We start from the raw sequence: 15,504 nt of genomic DNA, 5'->3' as shown, positions 1-15,504 counted from the left end.
AGGTTACGCCCTTTTAGGCAACAGCTTTTTTGGGCTCAAGAATGATGATCAGCGGTGCGGAAATTGTAATCAGGTGCCTGCAGGAAGAAAAGGTCGATTGTGTGTTCGGTTACCCGGGTGGGTCCGTTTTGCACATTTATGATGCACTTTTCAAGCAGGACGAGGTCAAGCACGTTCTGGTTCGCCACGAGCAGGCTGCTGTTCACGCGGCTGATGCCTACTCGCGCTCTTCGCAGCGCGTCGGTGTCGCACTGGTGACTTCCGGCCCCGGGGTGACGAATACCGTTACCGGGATTGCCACTGCCTACATGGATTCCATTCCGATGGTCGTGCTGTGTGGCCAGGTGCCGACCCAGTACATCGGCCAGGATGCCTTCCAGGAATGTGACACGGTCGGGATTACCCGTCCGTGCGTTAAGCACAATTTCCTGGTCAAGGACGTCAAGGATCTGGCCGTGACGATCAAAAAGGCCTTCCATATCGCGTCGACCGGCCGGCCCGGTCCGGTTGTGGTTGATATCCCGAAGGACATCACCGCCCAGCTCTGCGAATTCGATTATCCGAAGACCATCCAGATGCGTTCCTATAACCCGGTGGTCAAGGGGCATCTGGGGCAGATCAAGAAAGCCGTGCAACTGCTGCAGGAAGCCAAGCGTCCGATCATCTATACCGGTGGCGGCGTCATCCTCTCAGATGCAGCCCAGAAGCTTACAGAACTGGCCCACAAGCTGAACTTCCCGGTCACCAATACGCTGATGGGGCTGGGTGGCTATCCGGCAACCGACCGCCAATTCGTCGGCATGCTCGGCATGCATGGCACCTTCGAAGCAAACAACGCGATGCATTACGCCGACGTGATCCTGGCTGTCGGCGCCCGTTTCGACGACCGCGTGATCGGCAATCCGGAGCATTTCGGTAGCGAGAAGCGCCGCGTTATCCATATCGATATCGATCCCTCTTCGATTTCCAAGCGGGTCAAGGTCGATGTGCCGATCGTCGGCAATGTCGCGGACGTGCTTGATGAACTGCTCAAACTGATGGACGCTGGATTCAAAACCGATCCGGAGGTGGCTGACTGGTGGAGGCAGATTGACGAGTGGCGTGGCCGTGACTCGCTGCGTTACAAGCAGGCTGAACACATCATGCCGCAGTACGTCATCGAGAAGCTTTATGAAGTGACCGGCGGTGATGCCTTTGTCACTTCTGATGTCGGCCAGCATCAGATGTTTGCGGCGCAATACTACAAGTTCGACAAGCCGCGTCGTTGGATCAACTCCGGTGGTCTGGGTACCATGGGCGTTGGTCTGCCCTACGGGATGGGTGTTCTGATGGCAAATCCGGAGGCACAGGTCGCCTGTGTGACCGGCGAAGGCTCAATCCAGATGTGTATCCAGGAATTGTCGACCTGCAAGCAATATGGTCTGCCGATCAAGATCATCAATCTGAATAACGGCATGCTCGGCATGGTGCGCCAGTGGCAGGAGATGTTCTACTCCAAGCGCTACTCGCAATCCTATGTCACTTCTCTCCCGGATTTCGTCAAGCTGGCGGAGTCTTATGGCCACGTCGGCATGCGGATCGAAAAGCCGGAAGATGTCGAGCCGGCCTTGCGCAAGGCATTTACCGAGCACAAAAATGATCTGGTCTTCATGGACTTTATTATCGACCCGGGTGCCAATGTCTTCCCGATGGTCGCTGCCGGCAAGGGGCTGACCGAAATGATCCTCGCTGAAGATCTGTAAGCGGGGAAGGAAAAGAATATGCGACACATCATTTCCATCCTGATCGAAAACGAATCAGGTGCGCTGTCCCGCGTGGCCGGGTTGTTCTCGGCACGTGGCTATAACATTGAATCGCTGACCGTGGCACCGACGGAAGATCCCTCGTTGTCCCGGATGACCATCCTGACCTGGGGCTCCGACGAGGTGCTTGAGCAGATCACCAAGCAGCTCAACAAGCTGGTTGATGTTGTCAAGGTGGTCGATCTCTCCGAAGCTGCGCACGTCGAGCGCGAACTGATGCTGATCAAGGTTCGCGCTACCGGCAAGGACCGCGAAGAGATGAAGCGGATGGCCGATATTTTCCGTGGTCGCATCATCGACGTCACGGAATCGACCTATGTGATCGAGTTGACCGGCGCAAGCTCGAAGCTCGACTCCTTCATCGCCGCACTCGATGCCGGCCTGATTCTCGAAACCGTCCGTACCGGTGTCTGTGGCATCGGTCGCGGTGATCGTATTCTCAAAGTCTAACTATCTGTACATAAAGAGGATTTCATGAAAGTTTATTACGACAAGGACGCCGACCTCTCCCTGATTAAGGGCAAGAAGGTCACCATCGTTGGTTATGGTTCGCAAGGCCATGCCCACGCCCAGAATCTGAAGGATTCCGGCGTCAAGGTTACCGTCGGCCTGCGCAAGGATGGTGCTTCCTGGAAGAAGGCTGAAGCAGCCGGCCTGAAGGTTGAAGAGATCGCCAAGGCCGTCAAGGGTGCCGACGTCGTCATGATCCTGTTGCCGGACGAAAATATTCCGCAGGTGTACAACGAAGAAGTCGCTCCGAACCTGAAGAAGGGTGCCGCTCTGGCTTTCGCTCATGGCTTCAACGTCCATTACAACCAGGTTGTGCCGCGTGAAGACGTGGATGTCATCATGGTCGCCCCGAAGGGCCCGGGCCATACCGTGCGTTCCGAATACCTGAAGGGTGGTGGCGTGCCGTCCCTGATCGCCGTGTACCAGGACAAGTCCGGCAAGGCCAAGGACATCGCACTGTCCTATGCTGCTGCCAACGGCGGCACCAAGGGTGGTGTTATTGAAACCAACTTCCGCGAAGAAACCGAAACCGACCTGTTCGGCGAGCAGGCCGTCCTCTGCGGTGGTGCCGTCGAGTTGGTCAAGATGGGCTTCGAGACCCTGACCGAAGCTGGCTACGCCCCGGAAATGGCCTACTTTGAGTGCCTGCACGAACTGAAGCTGATCGTCGATCTGATGTATGAAGGCGGCATCGCCAACATGAACTACTCCATCTCCAACAACGCGGAGTATGGTGAGTACGTGACCGGCCCGGAAGTCATCAACGAAGAGTCCCGTGCCGCCATGCGCAATGCGCTGAAACGCATCCAGACCGGTGAATACGCCAAGATGTTCATTCTGGAAGGCCGTACCAACTATCCTTCGATGACGGCTCGTCGTCGTCTGAACGCGGTGCACCCGATCGAAACGGTCGGTGGCCAACTGCGCGACATGATGCCTTGGATCAAGAAGAACAAGCTGGTCGACCAAACCAAGAACTAAGTTTGCTCTGTGCCAGGTAGGGCAGCCTTGCCCTACCTTCGCTCTCGGGCGGTGTGGAATCTCGCACCGCCCTTGTCGTTTCTGGAATTTGATGCGGGCAAGGGTGTATCCTTGCAAGCCCCATCTGGCCAAATTGTCGTGATCGATGACTGAACTCAAGCCACGTAAAGCACTGTTTAATCCGGAACTCAAGCGGCGCGGCATTTATGTCCTGCCCAACCTGTTCACCACAGCGGCGCTCTTCGCCGGTTTTTTTGCCATCGTGCAGGCCATGCAGGGCGATTTTGAGCGGGCGGCGATGGCCATTTTCATCGCCATGGTGCTTGATGGCCTGGACGGCCGGGTGGCCCGCCTGACCCATACCCAGTCCGCCTTCGGTGCGGAATATGACTCACTGTCGGACATGGTGAGTTTTGGTGCGGCCCCGGCCTTGGTCATGTACGAATGGGCGCTGCGCGACATGGGGCGCCTGGGCTGGATCGCCGCCTTCATTTATTGTGCCGGCGCGGCCTTGCGTTTGGCCCGCTTCAATACGACGCTGGAAGTGGTGGACAAGCGTTTCTTCCAGGGCTTGCCATCGCCGGCGGCGGCGGCCTTGGTGGCCGGGCTGGTCTGGGTAATGATCGTTTCCGGCGTGCCCGGCAGCGATGTTCGTTGGCTGGGCTGCGGGCTGACCCTGGTCGCCGGCATCACCATGGTTTCCAATATTCGCTATTACAGTTTCAAGGACATCAATCTGCGCAAAAGTGTGCCCTTTTTTGTGATTGCCGCTATTGTCTTGGGGTTTGCCCTGGTTTCGATCAGTCCGGAAATGACCTTGTTCGGTTTCTTTGTTCTTTATGGTTTGTCCGGCTATGTGCTGGCGGCTATTGGGTTGTTCAAACGCAAGGTGGCATGACATGTTGGAGCAGAGCATGAAACAACATCTGGTGATCTTCGATACCACGCTCCGCGATGGCGAGCAAAGCCCTGGCGCATCGATGACCCGCGAGGAAAAGATCCGAGTGGCTCGTCAGCTTGAGAAGATGCGGGTGGATGTAATAGAGGCTGGATTTGCTGCAGCTTCCCCCGGTGATTTTGATTCGATCCAAGCGATCTCGCACGCCATCAAGGATTCCACGATCTGTTCCCTGGCGCGTGCCAACGAAAATGATATTCGGCGGGCTGGCGAGGCGATCCGGCCGGCCAAGTCGGGGCGCATTCATACCTTTATTGCAACTTCTCCCATTCACATGGAGAAGAAATTGCGCATGACGCCGGATCAGGTGGTCGAGCAGGCAATCCGGTCGATTGGCTGGGCACGTGAATACACGGCGGATGTCGAGTTTTCAGCGGAAGACGCCGGGCGTTCGGAGCTGGATTTCCTCTGTCGCATCTTTGAAGCGGTCATCAAGGCGGGGGCTACCACCATCAATGTGCCCGATACCGTCGGCTACAACATTCCGTCACAATACGCGGAAACCCTGCGTCAGTTGATCGAGCGTGTCCCGAATTCGGACAAGGTGGTTTGGTCGGTGCATTGCCATAACGATCTGGGCTTGGCCGTTGCCAATTCCCTGGCTGCGGTGATGGCCGGAGCCCGTCAGGTCGAGTGCACCATCAATGGTCTGGGTGAGCGGGCCGGTAATGCCTCGCTGGAAGAGGTGGTGATGGCGGTAAGGACGCGGGCCGATGTCTTTCCGGTCGAGACGCGTATTGATACCACACAGATTGTGCCGGCCTCCAAGCTGGTGTCGCAGATCACCGGTTACCCGGTGCAGCCGAACAAGGCGGTGGTTGGTGCCAATGCCTTTGCCCATGAGTCGGGTATTCACCAGGACGGTGTGCTCAAGCATCGCGAAACTTACGAAATCATGCGGGCCCAGGATGTGGGTTGGGCGCAGAACAAGCTTGTGTTGGGCAAGCATTCCGGCCGCAATGCCTTCAAGAGCCGCTTGCTGGAGTTGGGGATTGAACTGGAAAGCGATGAGGTGTTGAATGCCGCTTTTGCCCGCTTCAAGGATCTGGCTGATCGCAAGCACGAAATATTCGATGAGGATTTGCACGCCCTGGTCTCAGACGAGGTCGTCACACCCGAGCAGGACCATTACAAACTCGTCTATTCGCACGTTTGTTCAGAAACTGGGGAAATGCCTCACGCCAAAGTGATTCTCAATGTTGGTGGCGTTGAACTAAAAGGCGAAGCGGCGGGCGGTGGCCCAGTTGATGCGACGTTCAAGGCAATTGAAAGCATTGTTGGCTGTGGCGCCGAGTTGCTGCTCTATTCGGTGAATGCGATCACGACCGGAACAGATGCGCAGGGTGAGGTAACCACGCGTCTGGGCAAGGAGGGGCGAATCGTCAATGGCAATGGTGCCGATACCGATATCGTTATTGCCTCGGCGCGTTCATACCTGAATGCGCTCAACAAGCTGTATTACAGCCTCGACAAGGTGAAGGCGCAGGGCGACGTCTAATCCGTCTGCTACCCTGCTTTAAGGGAGAGGCCACATCAGCTTGACTGGGTGGCCTTTTTCTCTTTGGGTGAGCGAGTGGCGCGAATGAACAGTATTGTCGTTGTGAAGAGCAGGGCGGCCAGGAGCGTTTCGCCGATGGCCAGCCATTGCGACAGGCCATGCTCGCTGGTTGACCGGGTTAGTCCCTCCAGCAAGTAGAACTGGATAAAAAGAGATAGCCATTTGTAGGTGTACCGTTTGCCGCGCAGGATGCCAAAGAGCGGGGCAAGCAGGAAGATGCCTTTGAGTATCAGCCAAGAGCCACCCGGTTTGAGGGGGGCGAGCCAGCCCTCCCAGGAGAGGCAGAGAAAAATCAGTGCAATGAGGCTGATGCTCGAAATGGTTTGGTAGCGATGGGCTGTCACGGTTGACCTAGTTTTTTTGCCAGATTTGCCAGGCGCATGCCCTGGATAAAAGCGAGCCGGCTTTCTGTGTCGGAAAGTTGGGAGTTGCCACTGCTGCCAGCAACGTGGCTTGCCCCGTAGGGGCTGCCGCCGGTTGTGGTGTTGGCCAGTTCGGGCTCGGTAAAAGGCAGGCCCGTGATCAGCATGCCGTGATGCAGCAGCGGTAGCATCATTGAAACCAGCGTGCTTTCATTGCCGCCATGCTGGCTGGCGCTCGACGTGAATACAGCGGCAGGTTTGCCGGTCAGGGTGCCGTTCTGCCATTCGGCAATGGTGCCGTCCCAGAAATATTTCATTGGCGCGGCCATGTTGCCGAAGCGTACCGGGCTGCCAAGGGCCAGGGCGACGCATTCGTGCAGGTCAAGCATTTCGACATAGGGTGCCCCTGTGTCTGGGATCGCTGGCTCGCTTGCTTCGCAAACGGTGGAGACCCTGGGGACAGTTCTCAGGCGAGCCTGAAAGCCCGGAACCGATTCTATGCCGCGGGCGATCCGCTCGGCTAGGGCGCGAACGGAGCCGCGGTGGCTGTAATAGAGGACGAGGATATCTTGCATGGTCGGCTATTATACGGCCCCATGCAAACGCATCACCGTCAGCGAAAAACACCCGCGAACTCGAATCCGTTGACCGGCATTGTGCACCGGTTTCGGAGTGAAAGCATGATGCAAACTAGTGCGGCGTTGGCCTTCACCACGCTCATGGCGCTCGTACCTCTGGTTACGGTTGTTTTGGCGGTGGCTGGTGTTATTCCCTATTTTGATCTACTGACCAAACGCCTCGATCTATTGGCACAGGAGACCCTCTTGCCGAGCGGTGCGGCCGGGGTCATTGCCGGGAGTATTGGCAGGTTCTCGCACAAGGCGCAGCAGTTGACCGTGGCAGGTCTGGCGGTGCTGAGTGTGACGGCCTTTTTGTTGATGAACACCATCGAGCGGACATTCAACCATTTGTGGCGGGTCAAGCCACGGCCGATCCTGGCGCGGCTGCGTTTGTATGCGTTCGTAATGGCGGTCTGGCCGTTTATTCTCGGTGCCATCGCCCTGGCGATCTCGTTCGCGGTGACTACCTCGCTGGGCTTGTTTGACGAGTCGGTATGGATTCGGCGGTTTTTGCTGAAGGCCGTGTCGATGGGTTTGCTTGGCCTGTTCTTTTCGTTTCTGTACTACGCGGTGCCAAACGCCGACGTGTCACGGCGGGCAGCCTTGGCGGGCGGAATATTTGCCATGCTTGCCTTTTCGGCGATGCAGAAGATTTTCGAGTTGTATCTGGCCAGTTCGGCCATGCTCAAAAGCATCTATGGTGCGTTCGCTGCTTTCCCGGTATTTCTGGTCTGGCTTCATCTGTCCTGGGCGGTGGTGCTGATTGGTGGCTTGATCGCGGCTACGCTGACTCATCCGAAGAAACGCTGAATACCTCGATGCTGCTTGTCTGTTCCTCAAGGCTGGTCGGGCGCAACTCACGGATCTCCAGATTTTCTTTTTCCAGCAGGACGATGATCTTGCGCCTGGTGTCCTTGATCGCGCCGGTCCGGACGATGAGCGACTGGGTGTGTCGTAGCGGTGGCGTCTCGGGGAGAATCAGGGCGGCAACTTTGACCGATTCGAGTTCGAACGGTTGGGCAATTTCAGCTGCTTGTGCGCGTGATGCAAGGAGTTGCAGGCCGAGTTCGATGTGTTCTGGGTTTTCTGAAAGCGCCCAGCGCACGATGCAGACGTGCCAGAGCGGTACCACCTCCGTGCGGTCGCCGATGGCCTGCAGGGCGGTGATGTCGCCGACTCTTAGCTGGTGGGTCTGGCCTGTCATGTGCATCAAGGCATAGCCATCCGGGCTTTCGTTGGTGACCATCCATTCGCTCAGTTCAGCTTCTGCTTCCGGTGATTTGATCAGTCGCCAGAGGTTGTCGAGGCCGGAGCATAGATGAACCCGGTAGGACTGGCGGCGACGGGGGAATTTGCGTTTCCCCGGCTGCCCCCACAAGGTTTGTAGTCGTCGGAGTACGCCCTTGCCTGCACGCGTTTCGGCAAAATCGGGTAGGCCCATGCTGGCTGCGCTGGTGCCATGTTCCAGCTGATTCAAGTGTTCATGTGCTGAACTGGAAATGTCGTCGCAGCAGAAATACAGAATCTGCGTGTCGGCCGATGGAATGCGTCGAATCAGCGCGTGTGCCGGGGTGTCCTTATCCAGGTCGATCCAGAAGATTGCATTGCTGTCGAGGGGCGGCTCATCGAATAGTTCGAGTGTTTCGGTTCTATGTTCGATGTATTGGCAGATGAAATCCTGTTCGCTCGAACAAAATGAGGCGGGTTGGGCAATGGCCGAGAGCAGCGTGTTGGTATAAATCTGGTGAATCGATCGAGTGCCGCGCGGTCCTGGGGCGTTGGCCAGGCCAAGGCGCCGGGCGCTACGGAAAGCCGAGTGCATCTGTTGCCAGAGGCCTATGCCGCAGGGCGAGGCGACGAGCTGGCTGATGCGGATCTGCCAGGCAATGCAGTGCATGACGCGGCGTAGCGTAGTTTGTGGTGAATGGTCTAGTTTGTTGCCCAATGGATCAAACAAGACTGCAAGTGAGTTGAAATAGTCCTGAGTCAGGGTTGCTAGAAGGTCGAGAACGGTGCGCACGCGCTGGCGCAGCTTTCGCGAAACCGGAAGCGAAATTTCGTGAAGGGCCGGCAGTTCGGCATTAACGATACGTTCAGCTTGGCCGTAGAGCAGGTCGAGCAGTTTGATGCGTTGTGCTGTTGGAATTGCGGCTTCGCGCAAAAGAATTATTTGGCGATGCAGTTGATCGGCATCTTCGCTGTCGTTGCGGCCATGAGCGATAGCCAGCCACTCAAGTATGCTCTTGATGTGGGCGTCGCCCTGTTGTCGTGAGTGGGGTTCGGGCAGGTTGTTCATGGCCGGGCGAGGATAAACAAAAATTTACATTTCGGCTATCGCCTGCCTGATCGCCGGTATGTTTTGAATGCTGAAAGGCGCGGGGACATTCGGCTTGCTAAGTGGTTTGTTTTTCCATAAGTAAGCGCTATAATCATCGGTCTTTTTTCCAGCTTACGAAAGTAATCTCATGGTTGTTATCCGTCTTGCCCGTGGTGGCGCCAAGAAGCGCCCGTTCTACAACATGGTTGTTACCGATTCCCGTAACCGTCGTGATGGCCGTTTCGTCGAGCGTATCGGTTTCTACAACCCGGTTGCCTCCGGTAACGCCGAATCCCTGCGCGTCTCCGTGGATCGCCTGACCTACTGGCAGCAGAATGGTGCCCAGCTTTCCCCGACTGTTGCTCGTCTGGTCAAGCAACACGCTGCTCAGCAAGCTGCTTAAGTTGTTTTTGCTTTGACTGGCAACGATATCGTCGTTCTGGGGCGGCTTGCCGACCCTTACGGAATTCGTGGCTGGCTGAAGTTGCATGCTTTTGGTGACGACCCGCTGGACTGGGCACAAATGCCCGTCTGGTGGATCAGCAGGGATGGCGAGCAGTGGCGTGAATGCGGGCTGAAAAGCCTGAAGGTACACGGCAATGGTCTGGTTGTCCTGCTCGATGGTGTCGACGACCGAACTGCTGCTGAAGCAATGAAGGGTGTCCTGGTTGGTGCTCCTCAGGCAGCCTTGCCGGCGACCGAGGAAGATGAGTTCTACTGGGGCGATCTGATCGGCCTGGAAGTCATCAATACCGCTGACGAGCGACTGGGGAAAGTGGTCGGCTTGCTTGAAACCGGTGCCAACGCTGTTTTGCGGGTGCTTGGTGACGACGATGTCGAGCACCTTGTTCCTTTCGTTTCGGCGGTTGTATTGGCGGTCGACGAAGAAGCGCGGCAAATCCGGGTGGAGTGGGGCAGCGACTGGTGATCCGGTTTGACTGCATAACCATCTTTCCGGAGATGTTCGTTGCTGTAACGCAGAGTGGTATTACCCGCCGGGCGCTGGAAGAGAAGCGCTGGCAGTGGCAGGGTTGGAATCCGCGTGATTTCGCCGAGAATGCCTGGCGCCGGGTCGATGACCGCCCCTTTGGCGGTGGGCCGGGCATGCTGATGCAGCCGGTGCCGCTGGAAAAGGCGATTGCCGCTGCGAAAGCAGAGCAGCGCGAGGCGGGGCAGGCGAAGAGCCGGGTCATCTACTTGTCGCCACAGGGGGCGCCGCTGACGCACGAGCGGGTGATGCGGCTGGCGACCGGTGACGAAGGACTGATCTTGCTTTGCGGTCGTTATGAGGGAATTGACGAGCGTTTGATCGAGCGTTGTGTCGATGAAGAAATTTCGATCGGAGATTTTGTGCTTTCCGGCGGCGAATTGCCGGCGATGGTGTTGATTGATGCCGTCGTCCGCCAGTTGCCGGGAGTGCTCGGAGACGCCGCTTCGGCGGTGGAGGACTCCTTTGTTGGTGGTTTGCTGGATTGTCCGCACTACACCCGCCCGGAAATCTACGAGGGTGAGGCGGTGCCGGAGGTCTTGCTGTCCGGCGACCACAAAAGAATTCGTCGCTGGCGACTGAAACAGTCGCTGGCCCGGACCCGGAAGCGCCGGCCGGATTTACTGGCGCACCGCGTGTTGAGCGCGGAGGAAACGCAACTCCTCACGGAAATCGTCGGAGAGGAGCAATGCGGTGAGTAAGTGTTTATAAATTAAAGGATCTCACATGAACCTGATTCAACAACTCGAGCAAGAAGAAATTGCCCGTCTGGGCAAAACCATCCCTGACTTCGCACCGGGCGACACCGTTGTCGTGCAAGTGAAAGTCAAGGAAGGTAACCGCGAGCGTCTGCAGGCTTACGAAGGCGTTGTTATCGCCAAGCGTAACCGCGGCCTGAACTCCGCTTTCACCGTTCGCAAGATTTCTTCTGGCGAAGGTGTCGAGCGTACTTTCCAGTCCTACTCCCCGCTGGTTGCTTCCATTGAAGTGAAGCGTCGCGGCGATGTGCGTCGCGCCAAGCTGTACTACCTGCGCGAGCGTTCTGGCAAGTCTGCCCGTATCAAGGAAAAGCTGGTCCGCAAGACGACTGCTGCTTAAGCAGTTTTCTGAGGTTCAAAAAAGGGGCGCTTCGGCGCCCCTTTTCTATTTCCGTAACGGCAAGCCGTAGATTTTCCGCAGGCGGTTGCATTCCGGGTTGGCGTCGCCATCGGTTGTGTAGGCGGGAAATTCGCGGCAGGTTGACGGGCGCTGGGCATAGATGCTGCACTGGCCATTGTCTTGCAGTGCGATGCAGCGGCTGTGACCGTTCTCGGTGCCGCGCATGCAGGCCAAGAAGGGTGTAACCGGACTGGTTAGGTCGGCCGGGACGAAGCCGCCAGGCTGGCTGTCGAGTTCGCCGTGGTAGAAGGAAACCCGGTAATGGTAGCAACAGGCCCCGCAGGCAAAGCAGGGGTTGTCGGCCACGGCCATGTCGTAGAAGACGCGGCCGTCTTCCGTCTTGATGCTGGTTTGTGCCTTGCTCATGGCGTGGCTGGTCTGAATTGGCCGGCTTGAAAGGCACGGCCAACCGTTGGTGCGTGTATCAGGCGGCGGTCTTGTCGCGTTCGATCAGGGCGTAGGCCGAGTGATTGTGGATCGATTCGAAGTTTTCCGATTCCACGGTGTAGGCATCGATACGACCTTCGGCATTGAGGCGGGCAGCGACGTCGCGCACCATGTCTTCGACGAACTTCGGATTGTCGTAGGCGCGTTCGGTGACGTATTTCTCATCCGGGCGCTTGAGCAGGCCGAATAGCTCGCAGGAAGCCTCGGCTTCGACCAGTTGGACCAGTTCCTCGATCCAGACGAAGTCGTTGGTGCGGGCGGTGACGGTGACGTGCGAGCGCTGGTTGTGGGCGCCGTATTCGGAGATTTTCTTCGAGCACGGGCAGAGGCTGGTGACCGGGACGACGACCTTGACCGAGGTGGTGATCTGTCCGTTGCAGATGTCGCCGATGAAGGTGACGTCGTAATCCATCAGGCTCTGGACGCCGGAAATCGGGGCGGTCTTGTTGATGAAGTACGGGAAATTCATCTCGATGTGACCGGTTTCGGCTTCAAGTTTGACAATCATGTCACTGAGCATGATCGGGAAGCTCTCGACCGAAATTTCGCGTTCGTGGCTGTTCAGAATCTCCACGAAGCGGGACATGTGGGTGCCCTTGAAGTTGTGCGGCAGGCCGACGTACATGTTGAACATGGCGATGGTGTGCTGGATGCCGGCGGATTTGTCCTGGACCCTGATCGGGTGGCGGATCGATTTGATGCCGACTTTATTGATGGCGATCTGGCGCGTATCGGCGGAGTTTTGAACGTCGGGGATGTTGGGGGTTGGGGTGCTCATGAGCTGTTCTTTAATAACGAATTATTGTTGGGTGGTATGGGAGCGCACGGCGCGCACGATGCCATCCTTGTCGAGGCCAAGTTCGGCCAGCAACTGGCCTTGTTCGCCGTGGTCGATGAAGCGATCGGGCAGACCGAGGCGAAGTACCGGCACGTTCAGCCCGCGTTCAGCCAGCACCCGCTCGATTTCCGAGCCGGCGCCACCGATTACGGCATTCTCTTCGATGCTGACCAGCAGGGAATGGTTCCCGGCCAGTTCGACAATCAGCTCGGCGTCGATCGGTTTGACGAAGCGCATGTTGGCGACGCTGGCGTCAAGCTCGACCCCGGCCGCCACTGCGGCGGGAACCAGGCTGCCGAAGGCGAGCAGGGCAACATCTTTACCACGGCGGCGGATTTCACCCTTGCCGACGGGTAGCGTATCGAGGTTCATTTCAGGGACGACGCCGGTGCCGCCGCCCCGCGGATAGCGAATCATGCTCGGGCAGTCCAGTGCGTAGGCAGTGGACAGCATCTTGCGGCATTCGCCTTCGTCGGCCGGGGTCATCACCACCATGTTCGGGATGCAGGTGACGAAGGAGAGGTCGAAGGTGCCGTGGTGGGTCGGGCCGTCGGCGCCGACCAGGCCGCCGCGGTCGACCGCGAAAATGACCGGTAAACTCTGCAGCGCGACATCGTGCACCAGTTGGTCGTAGCCGCGTTGCAGGAAGGTCGAGTAAATGGCGACGACCGGTTTGAGGCCTTCGCAGGCCAGGCCGGCAGCGAAGGTCACGGCGTGTTGCTCGGCGATGCCGACATCGTAGTAGCGGTCGGCGTGCTCGGCCGAGAACCGCACCATGCCCGAGCCTTCGCGCATGGCCGGGGTGATGCCGATCAGGCGCGAATCGGCCTTGGCCATGTCGCACAGCCAGTCGCCGAAAACCTGCGTGTAGGTCAGTTTGGCGGGGCCCTTGGCGGACTGGATGCCATCGCAGGCGGCGAACTTGCCGACGCCGTGGTAAAGAATCGGGTCGTTCTCGGCCAGTTTGTAGCCCTGGCCCTTTTTGGTGATGACGTGGAGGAACTTCGGGCCCTTCAGCTTCTTCAGGTTTTCCAGCGTCGGGATCAGGGCGTCAAGGTCGTGGCCATCGATCGGGCCGTAGTAATGGAAGCCGAATTCCTCGAACAGTGTGCCCGGGGCGATCATGCCCTTGACGTGTTCCTCGGCACGGCGCGCCAGTTCGAGCAGCGGCGGGGCAAAGCCGAGCATGTGGCGGCCGGCTTCGCGGGCGACGTTGTAGGTCTTGCTCGAGGTCAGGCGGGTCAGGATGTTGTTCAGGGCGCCGACCGGCGGCGAGATCGACATCTCGTTGTCGTTGAGGATGACCAGCATATCGGCATCGGCGACGCCGGCATTGTTCAGTGCCTCGAAGGCCATGCCGGCCGACATCGCACCGTCACCGATGATGGCGATCGATTTGCGGTCCTCGCCCTTGTGCTTGGCGGCGAGCGCCATGCCCAGCGCGGCGGAGATCGAGGTCGACGAGTGGCCGACGCCGAAGGTGTCGTACTGGCTTTCGCAGCGTTTTGGAAAGCCGGAAATACCGCCGTGCATGCGCAGGCCGCTCATGCCTTCACGGCGGCCGGTCAGTACCTTGTGAGCGTAGCACTGGTGGCCGACGTCCCAGACCAGCCGGTCGTCCGGGGTGTTGAACACAGCGTGCAGAGCGATGGTCAGTTCGACTGTGCCGAGGTTGGACGACAGGTGGCCGCCCGTTTTCGAGACGGAGTCGATCAGGAAGGCGCGCAATTCGGTTGCCAGTTGCGGCAACTGCTTGCGGTCCAGGCGGCGCAGGTCGGCCGGGCTGTTGATGTTTTCGAGCAGGCGGGAGGCGGTCATCAGAATTGCCGGTGGCAGATGAAATCGGCCAGTTGGGTCAGGCGCGCAGCGCGTTCGCCGAATATGGCGAGGGCATCGAGCGCATCGGAGCGCAGTTCGTCGGCGTATTGGCGGGCGGCGTCGAGGCCGAGCAGGCTGACATAGGTCGGCTTGGCGGCCGCTTCGTCCTTGCCGGCGGTTTTGCCGAGGGTGGCCGTGCTGGCCGTGCAGTCGAGAATGTCGTCGACGACCTGGAAAAGCAGGCCGGCGCGTTTGGCGAAGCGGTCGAGGTTGGTGCGTTCTGCTGCCGACAGCGGCTGGCCGGCCAGTGCGCCGAGTAGCACCGCGGCACGGATCAGGGCGCCGGTCTTCAGCGCGTGCATCAATTCCAGTTCCGGCTGGTTGAGCGCCTTGCCGACCGAGCCGAGATCGATGGCCTGGCCGCCGGCCATGCCGCGGGAACCGCTGGCGTGGGCGAGCAGGGTGATCATTTCGAGTTGGCCGGCCGGGTTGCCGAGCTGCTGGCTGGCCAGCAGCTCGAAGGCCAGCGTCTGCAGGCTGTCGCCGACGAGCAGGGCGGTCGGTTCGTCGAATTCGACGTGGCAGGTCGGTCGGCCGCGGCGCAGCACGTCGTCGTCCATGCACGGCAGGTCGTCATGGACCAGCGAATAGGCGTGGATCAGTTCGACGGCACAGGCCACGATATCAAGCTGTTCGGCGGCGGCGCCGGTCAGTTCGCCTGCGGCGAAGGCGAGCAATGGGCGAACGCGTTTGCCGCCGCCGAGTGTGGCATAGCGCATGGCGTCGTGCAGGCGGGCGGGAATGCAGTCGTTGCCCGGCAGGTGCCGGGCGAGGGCGGTTTCGACGCGGGCCTGGGTGGCGGCCATCCAGTCGGCAAACGGGCTGACGCTCATGGGGCCTCCAGAGTCTTGCGGTCGACGTCCTTGAACTCGCCATTTTCAAGAATGCGGATCTGCGCTTCAGCATCGGCCAGTTGCGTCTGGCAGTGCTGCATCAGTTCCATGCCTCGGCGATAAGCAGCGATCGAAGCTTCGAGTTCGAGCTTGCCGCCTTCCATGCTGGAGACGATGTTTTCGAGCTCGCCGAGGGCGGTCTCGAATTTCATGTCGGCGATGGGGGATTGATCCATGTCAACGGGCTTCGGGGA

Annotated in this window: 18 protein-coding genes; 10 read left to right on the top strand and 8 right to left on the bottom strand. The window is 58.7% G+C overall.

Features of this window, described 5'->3' with window-relative positions:
* Positions 1-41 precede the first annotated feature (41 nt).
* From ilvB to GH663_RS09075, 5 genes are all read left to right on the top strand, one after another.
* Entirely contained in the window at positions 42-1,742 is a 1,701-nt protein-coding gene (gene ilvB, locus GH663_RS09095) for a biosynthetic-type acetolactate synthase large subunit (protein ID WP_153131326.1), read from the top strand.
* A gap of 18 nt (positions 1,743-1,760) precedes the next feature.
* Entirely contained in the window at positions 1,761-2,252 is a 492-nt protein-coding gene (gene ilvN, locus GH663_RS09090; protein ID WP_066880766.1) for an acetolactate synthase small subunit, read from the top strand.
* Between the two features lie 24 nt (positions 2,253-2,276).
* A complete protein-coding gene (gene ilvC / locus GH663_RS09085; RefSeq protein WP_153131325.1) occupies positions 2,277-3,293 on the top strand; it encodes a ketol-acid reductoisomerase in 1,017 nt (338 codons plus the stop codon).
* Between the two features lie 145 nt (positions 3,294-3,438).
* Positions 3,439-4,191 carry a CDP-diacylglycerol--serine O-phosphatidyltransferase gene (gene pssA / locus GH663_RS09080; protein WP_153131324.1) on the top strand — a complete coding sequence of 251 codons (753 nt, stop codon included), beginning with the start codon at positions 3,439-3,441 and terminating at the stop codon, positions 4,189-4,191.
* Positions 4,192-4,207: 16 nt separating this feature from the next.
* Positions 4,208-5,749 (top strand): 2-isopropylmalate synthase, encoded by a 1,542-nt coding sequence (locus GH663_RS09075; RefSeq protein WP_153131323.1) that lies wholly within the window; start codon positions 4,208-4,210, stop codon positions 5,747-5,749.
* Between the two features lie 35 nt (positions 5,750-5,784).
* On the opposite strand, the gene GH663_RS09070 is transcribed toward GH663_RS09075, so the two are convergent.
* Complete coding sequence (locus tag GH663_RS09070) at positions 5,785-6,153, bottom strand: DUF2069 domain-containing protein (RefSeq protein ID WP_153131322.1); 369 nt, start codon at positions 6,151-6,153, stop codon at positions 5,785-5,787.
* Positions 6,150-6,746, bottom strand: a complete 597-nt coding sequence (wrbA, locus tag GH663_RS09065; protein ID WP_153131321.1) for an NAD(P)H:quinone oxidoreductase — start codon at positions 6,744-6,746, stop codon at positions 6,150-6,152. The genes GH663_RS09070 and wrbA overlap by 4 nt, the downstream gene beginning before the upstream one ends.
* Before the next feature lie 105 nt (positions 6,747-6,851).
* Between wrbA and GH663_RS09060 the strand changes: the two genes are divergently transcribed.
* Positions 6,852-7,601 carry a YihY family inner membrane protein gene (locus GH663_RS09060; protein WP_170291385.1) on the top strand — a complete coding sequence of 250 codons (750 nt, stop codon included), beginning with the start codon at positions 6,852-6,854 and terminating at the stop codon, positions 7,599-7,601.
* Here GH663_RS09060 and GH663_RS09055 read toward each other — a convergent pair.
* The gene (locus GH663_RS09055; protein ID WP_153131319.1) at positions 7,573-9,087 is read right to left on the bottom strand and encodes a cyclic-di-GMP receptor FimW-related protein; all 1,515 of its coding nucleotides are present in this window, start codon (positions 9,085-9,087) and stop codon (positions 7,573-7,575) included. The genes GH663_RS09060 and GH663_RS09055 overlap by 29 nt on opposite strands.
* A gap of 169 nt (positions 9,088-9,256) precedes the next feature.
* Here GH663_RS09055 and rpsP point away from each other — a divergent pair, with 169 nt between their 5' ends.
* From rpsP to rplS, 4 genes are read left to right on the top strand one after another with little or no spacing between them, the layout of a single operon-like run.
* Positions 9,257-9,511: a 30S ribosomal protein S16 gene (gene rpsP, locus GH663_RS09050; RefSeq protein WP_083518189.1), complete on the top strand. Its 255-nt coding sequence runs from the start codon at positions 9,257-9,259 to the stop codon at positions 9,509-9,511.
* A gap of 12 nt (positions 9,512-9,523) precedes the next feature.
* Positions 9,524-10,036, top strand: coding sequence for a ribosome maturation factor RimM (rimM, locus tag GH663_RS09045; RefSeq protein ID WP_246181542.1), 513 nt, complete (start codon positions 9,524-9,526; stop codon positions 10,034-10,036).
* On the top strand, positions 10,033-10,797 hold the full coding sequence (gene trmD, locus GH663_RS09040) for a tRNA (guanosine(37)-N1)-methyltransferase TrmD (RefSeq protein WP_211371104.1): 765 nt from the start codon (positions 10,033-10,035) through the stop codon (positions 10,795-10,797). Before rimM ends, trmD begins: the two co-directional genes overlap by 4 nt.
* Positions 10,798-10,822: 25 nt before the next feature.
* On the top strand, positions 10,823-11,194 hold the full coding sequence (gene rplS, locus GH663_RS09035; RefSeq protein WP_066880744.1) for a 50S ribosomal protein L19: 372 nt from the start codon (positions 10,823-10,825) through the stop codon (positions 11,192-11,194).
* Positions 11,195-11,239: 45 nt separating this feature from the next.
* On the opposite strand, the gene GH663_RS09030 is transcribed toward rplS, so the two are convergent.
* Genes GH663_RS09030 through xseB form a run of 5 tightly spaced genes read right to left on the bottom strand, consistent with a single transcriptional unit; the run spans position 11,240 to position 15,486 of the window.
* Positions 11,240-11,620, bottom strand: a complete 381-nt coding sequence (locus GH663_RS09030) for a YkgJ family cysteine cluster protein (RefSeq protein ID WP_246181541.1) — start codon at positions 11,618-11,620, stop codon at positions 11,240-11,242.
* 58 nt (positions 11,621-11,678) lie between these two features.
* Complete coding sequence (gene folE2, locus GH663_RS09025; RefSeq protein WP_153131318.1) at positions 11,679-12,479, bottom strand: GTP cyclohydrolase FolE2; 801 nt, start codon at positions 12,477-12,479, stop codon at positions 11,679-11,681.
* 21 nt (positions 12,480-12,500) lie between these two features.
* Positions 12,501-14,357 (bottom strand): 1-deoxy-D-xylulose-5-phosphate synthase, encoded by a 1,857-nt coding sequence (dxs, locus tag GH663_RS09020; protein ID WP_153131317.1) that lies wholly within the window; start codon positions 14,355-14,357, stop codon positions 12,501-12,503.
* A complete protein-coding gene (locus GH663_RS09015; protein WP_153131316.1) occupies positions 14,357-15,250 on the bottom strand; it encodes a polyprenyl synthetase family protein in 894 nt (297 codons plus the stop codon). The genes dxs and GH663_RS09015 overlap by 1 nt, the downstream gene beginning before the upstream one ends.
* Positions 15,247-15,486: an exodeoxyribonuclease VII small subunit gene (gene xseB, locus GH663_RS09010; protein ID WP_066880733.1), complete on the bottom strand. Its 240-nt coding sequence runs from the start codon at positions 15,484-15,486 to the stop codon at positions 15,247-15,249. The genes GH663_RS09015 and xseB overlap by 4 nt, the downstream gene beginning before the upstream one ends.
* Between the last annotated feature and the right edge of the window lie 18 nt (positions 15,487-15,504).

Origin of the sequence: Dechloromonas hortensis (assembly GCF_009469765.1) — a bacterium.
In the GTDB taxonomy this organism is placed as follows: Bacteria; Pseudomonadota; Gammaproteobacteria; order Burkholderiales; family Rhodocyclaceae; genus Azonexus; species Azonexus hortensis.
This window is presented reverse-complemented; position numbering and strand designations above follow the sequence as displayed.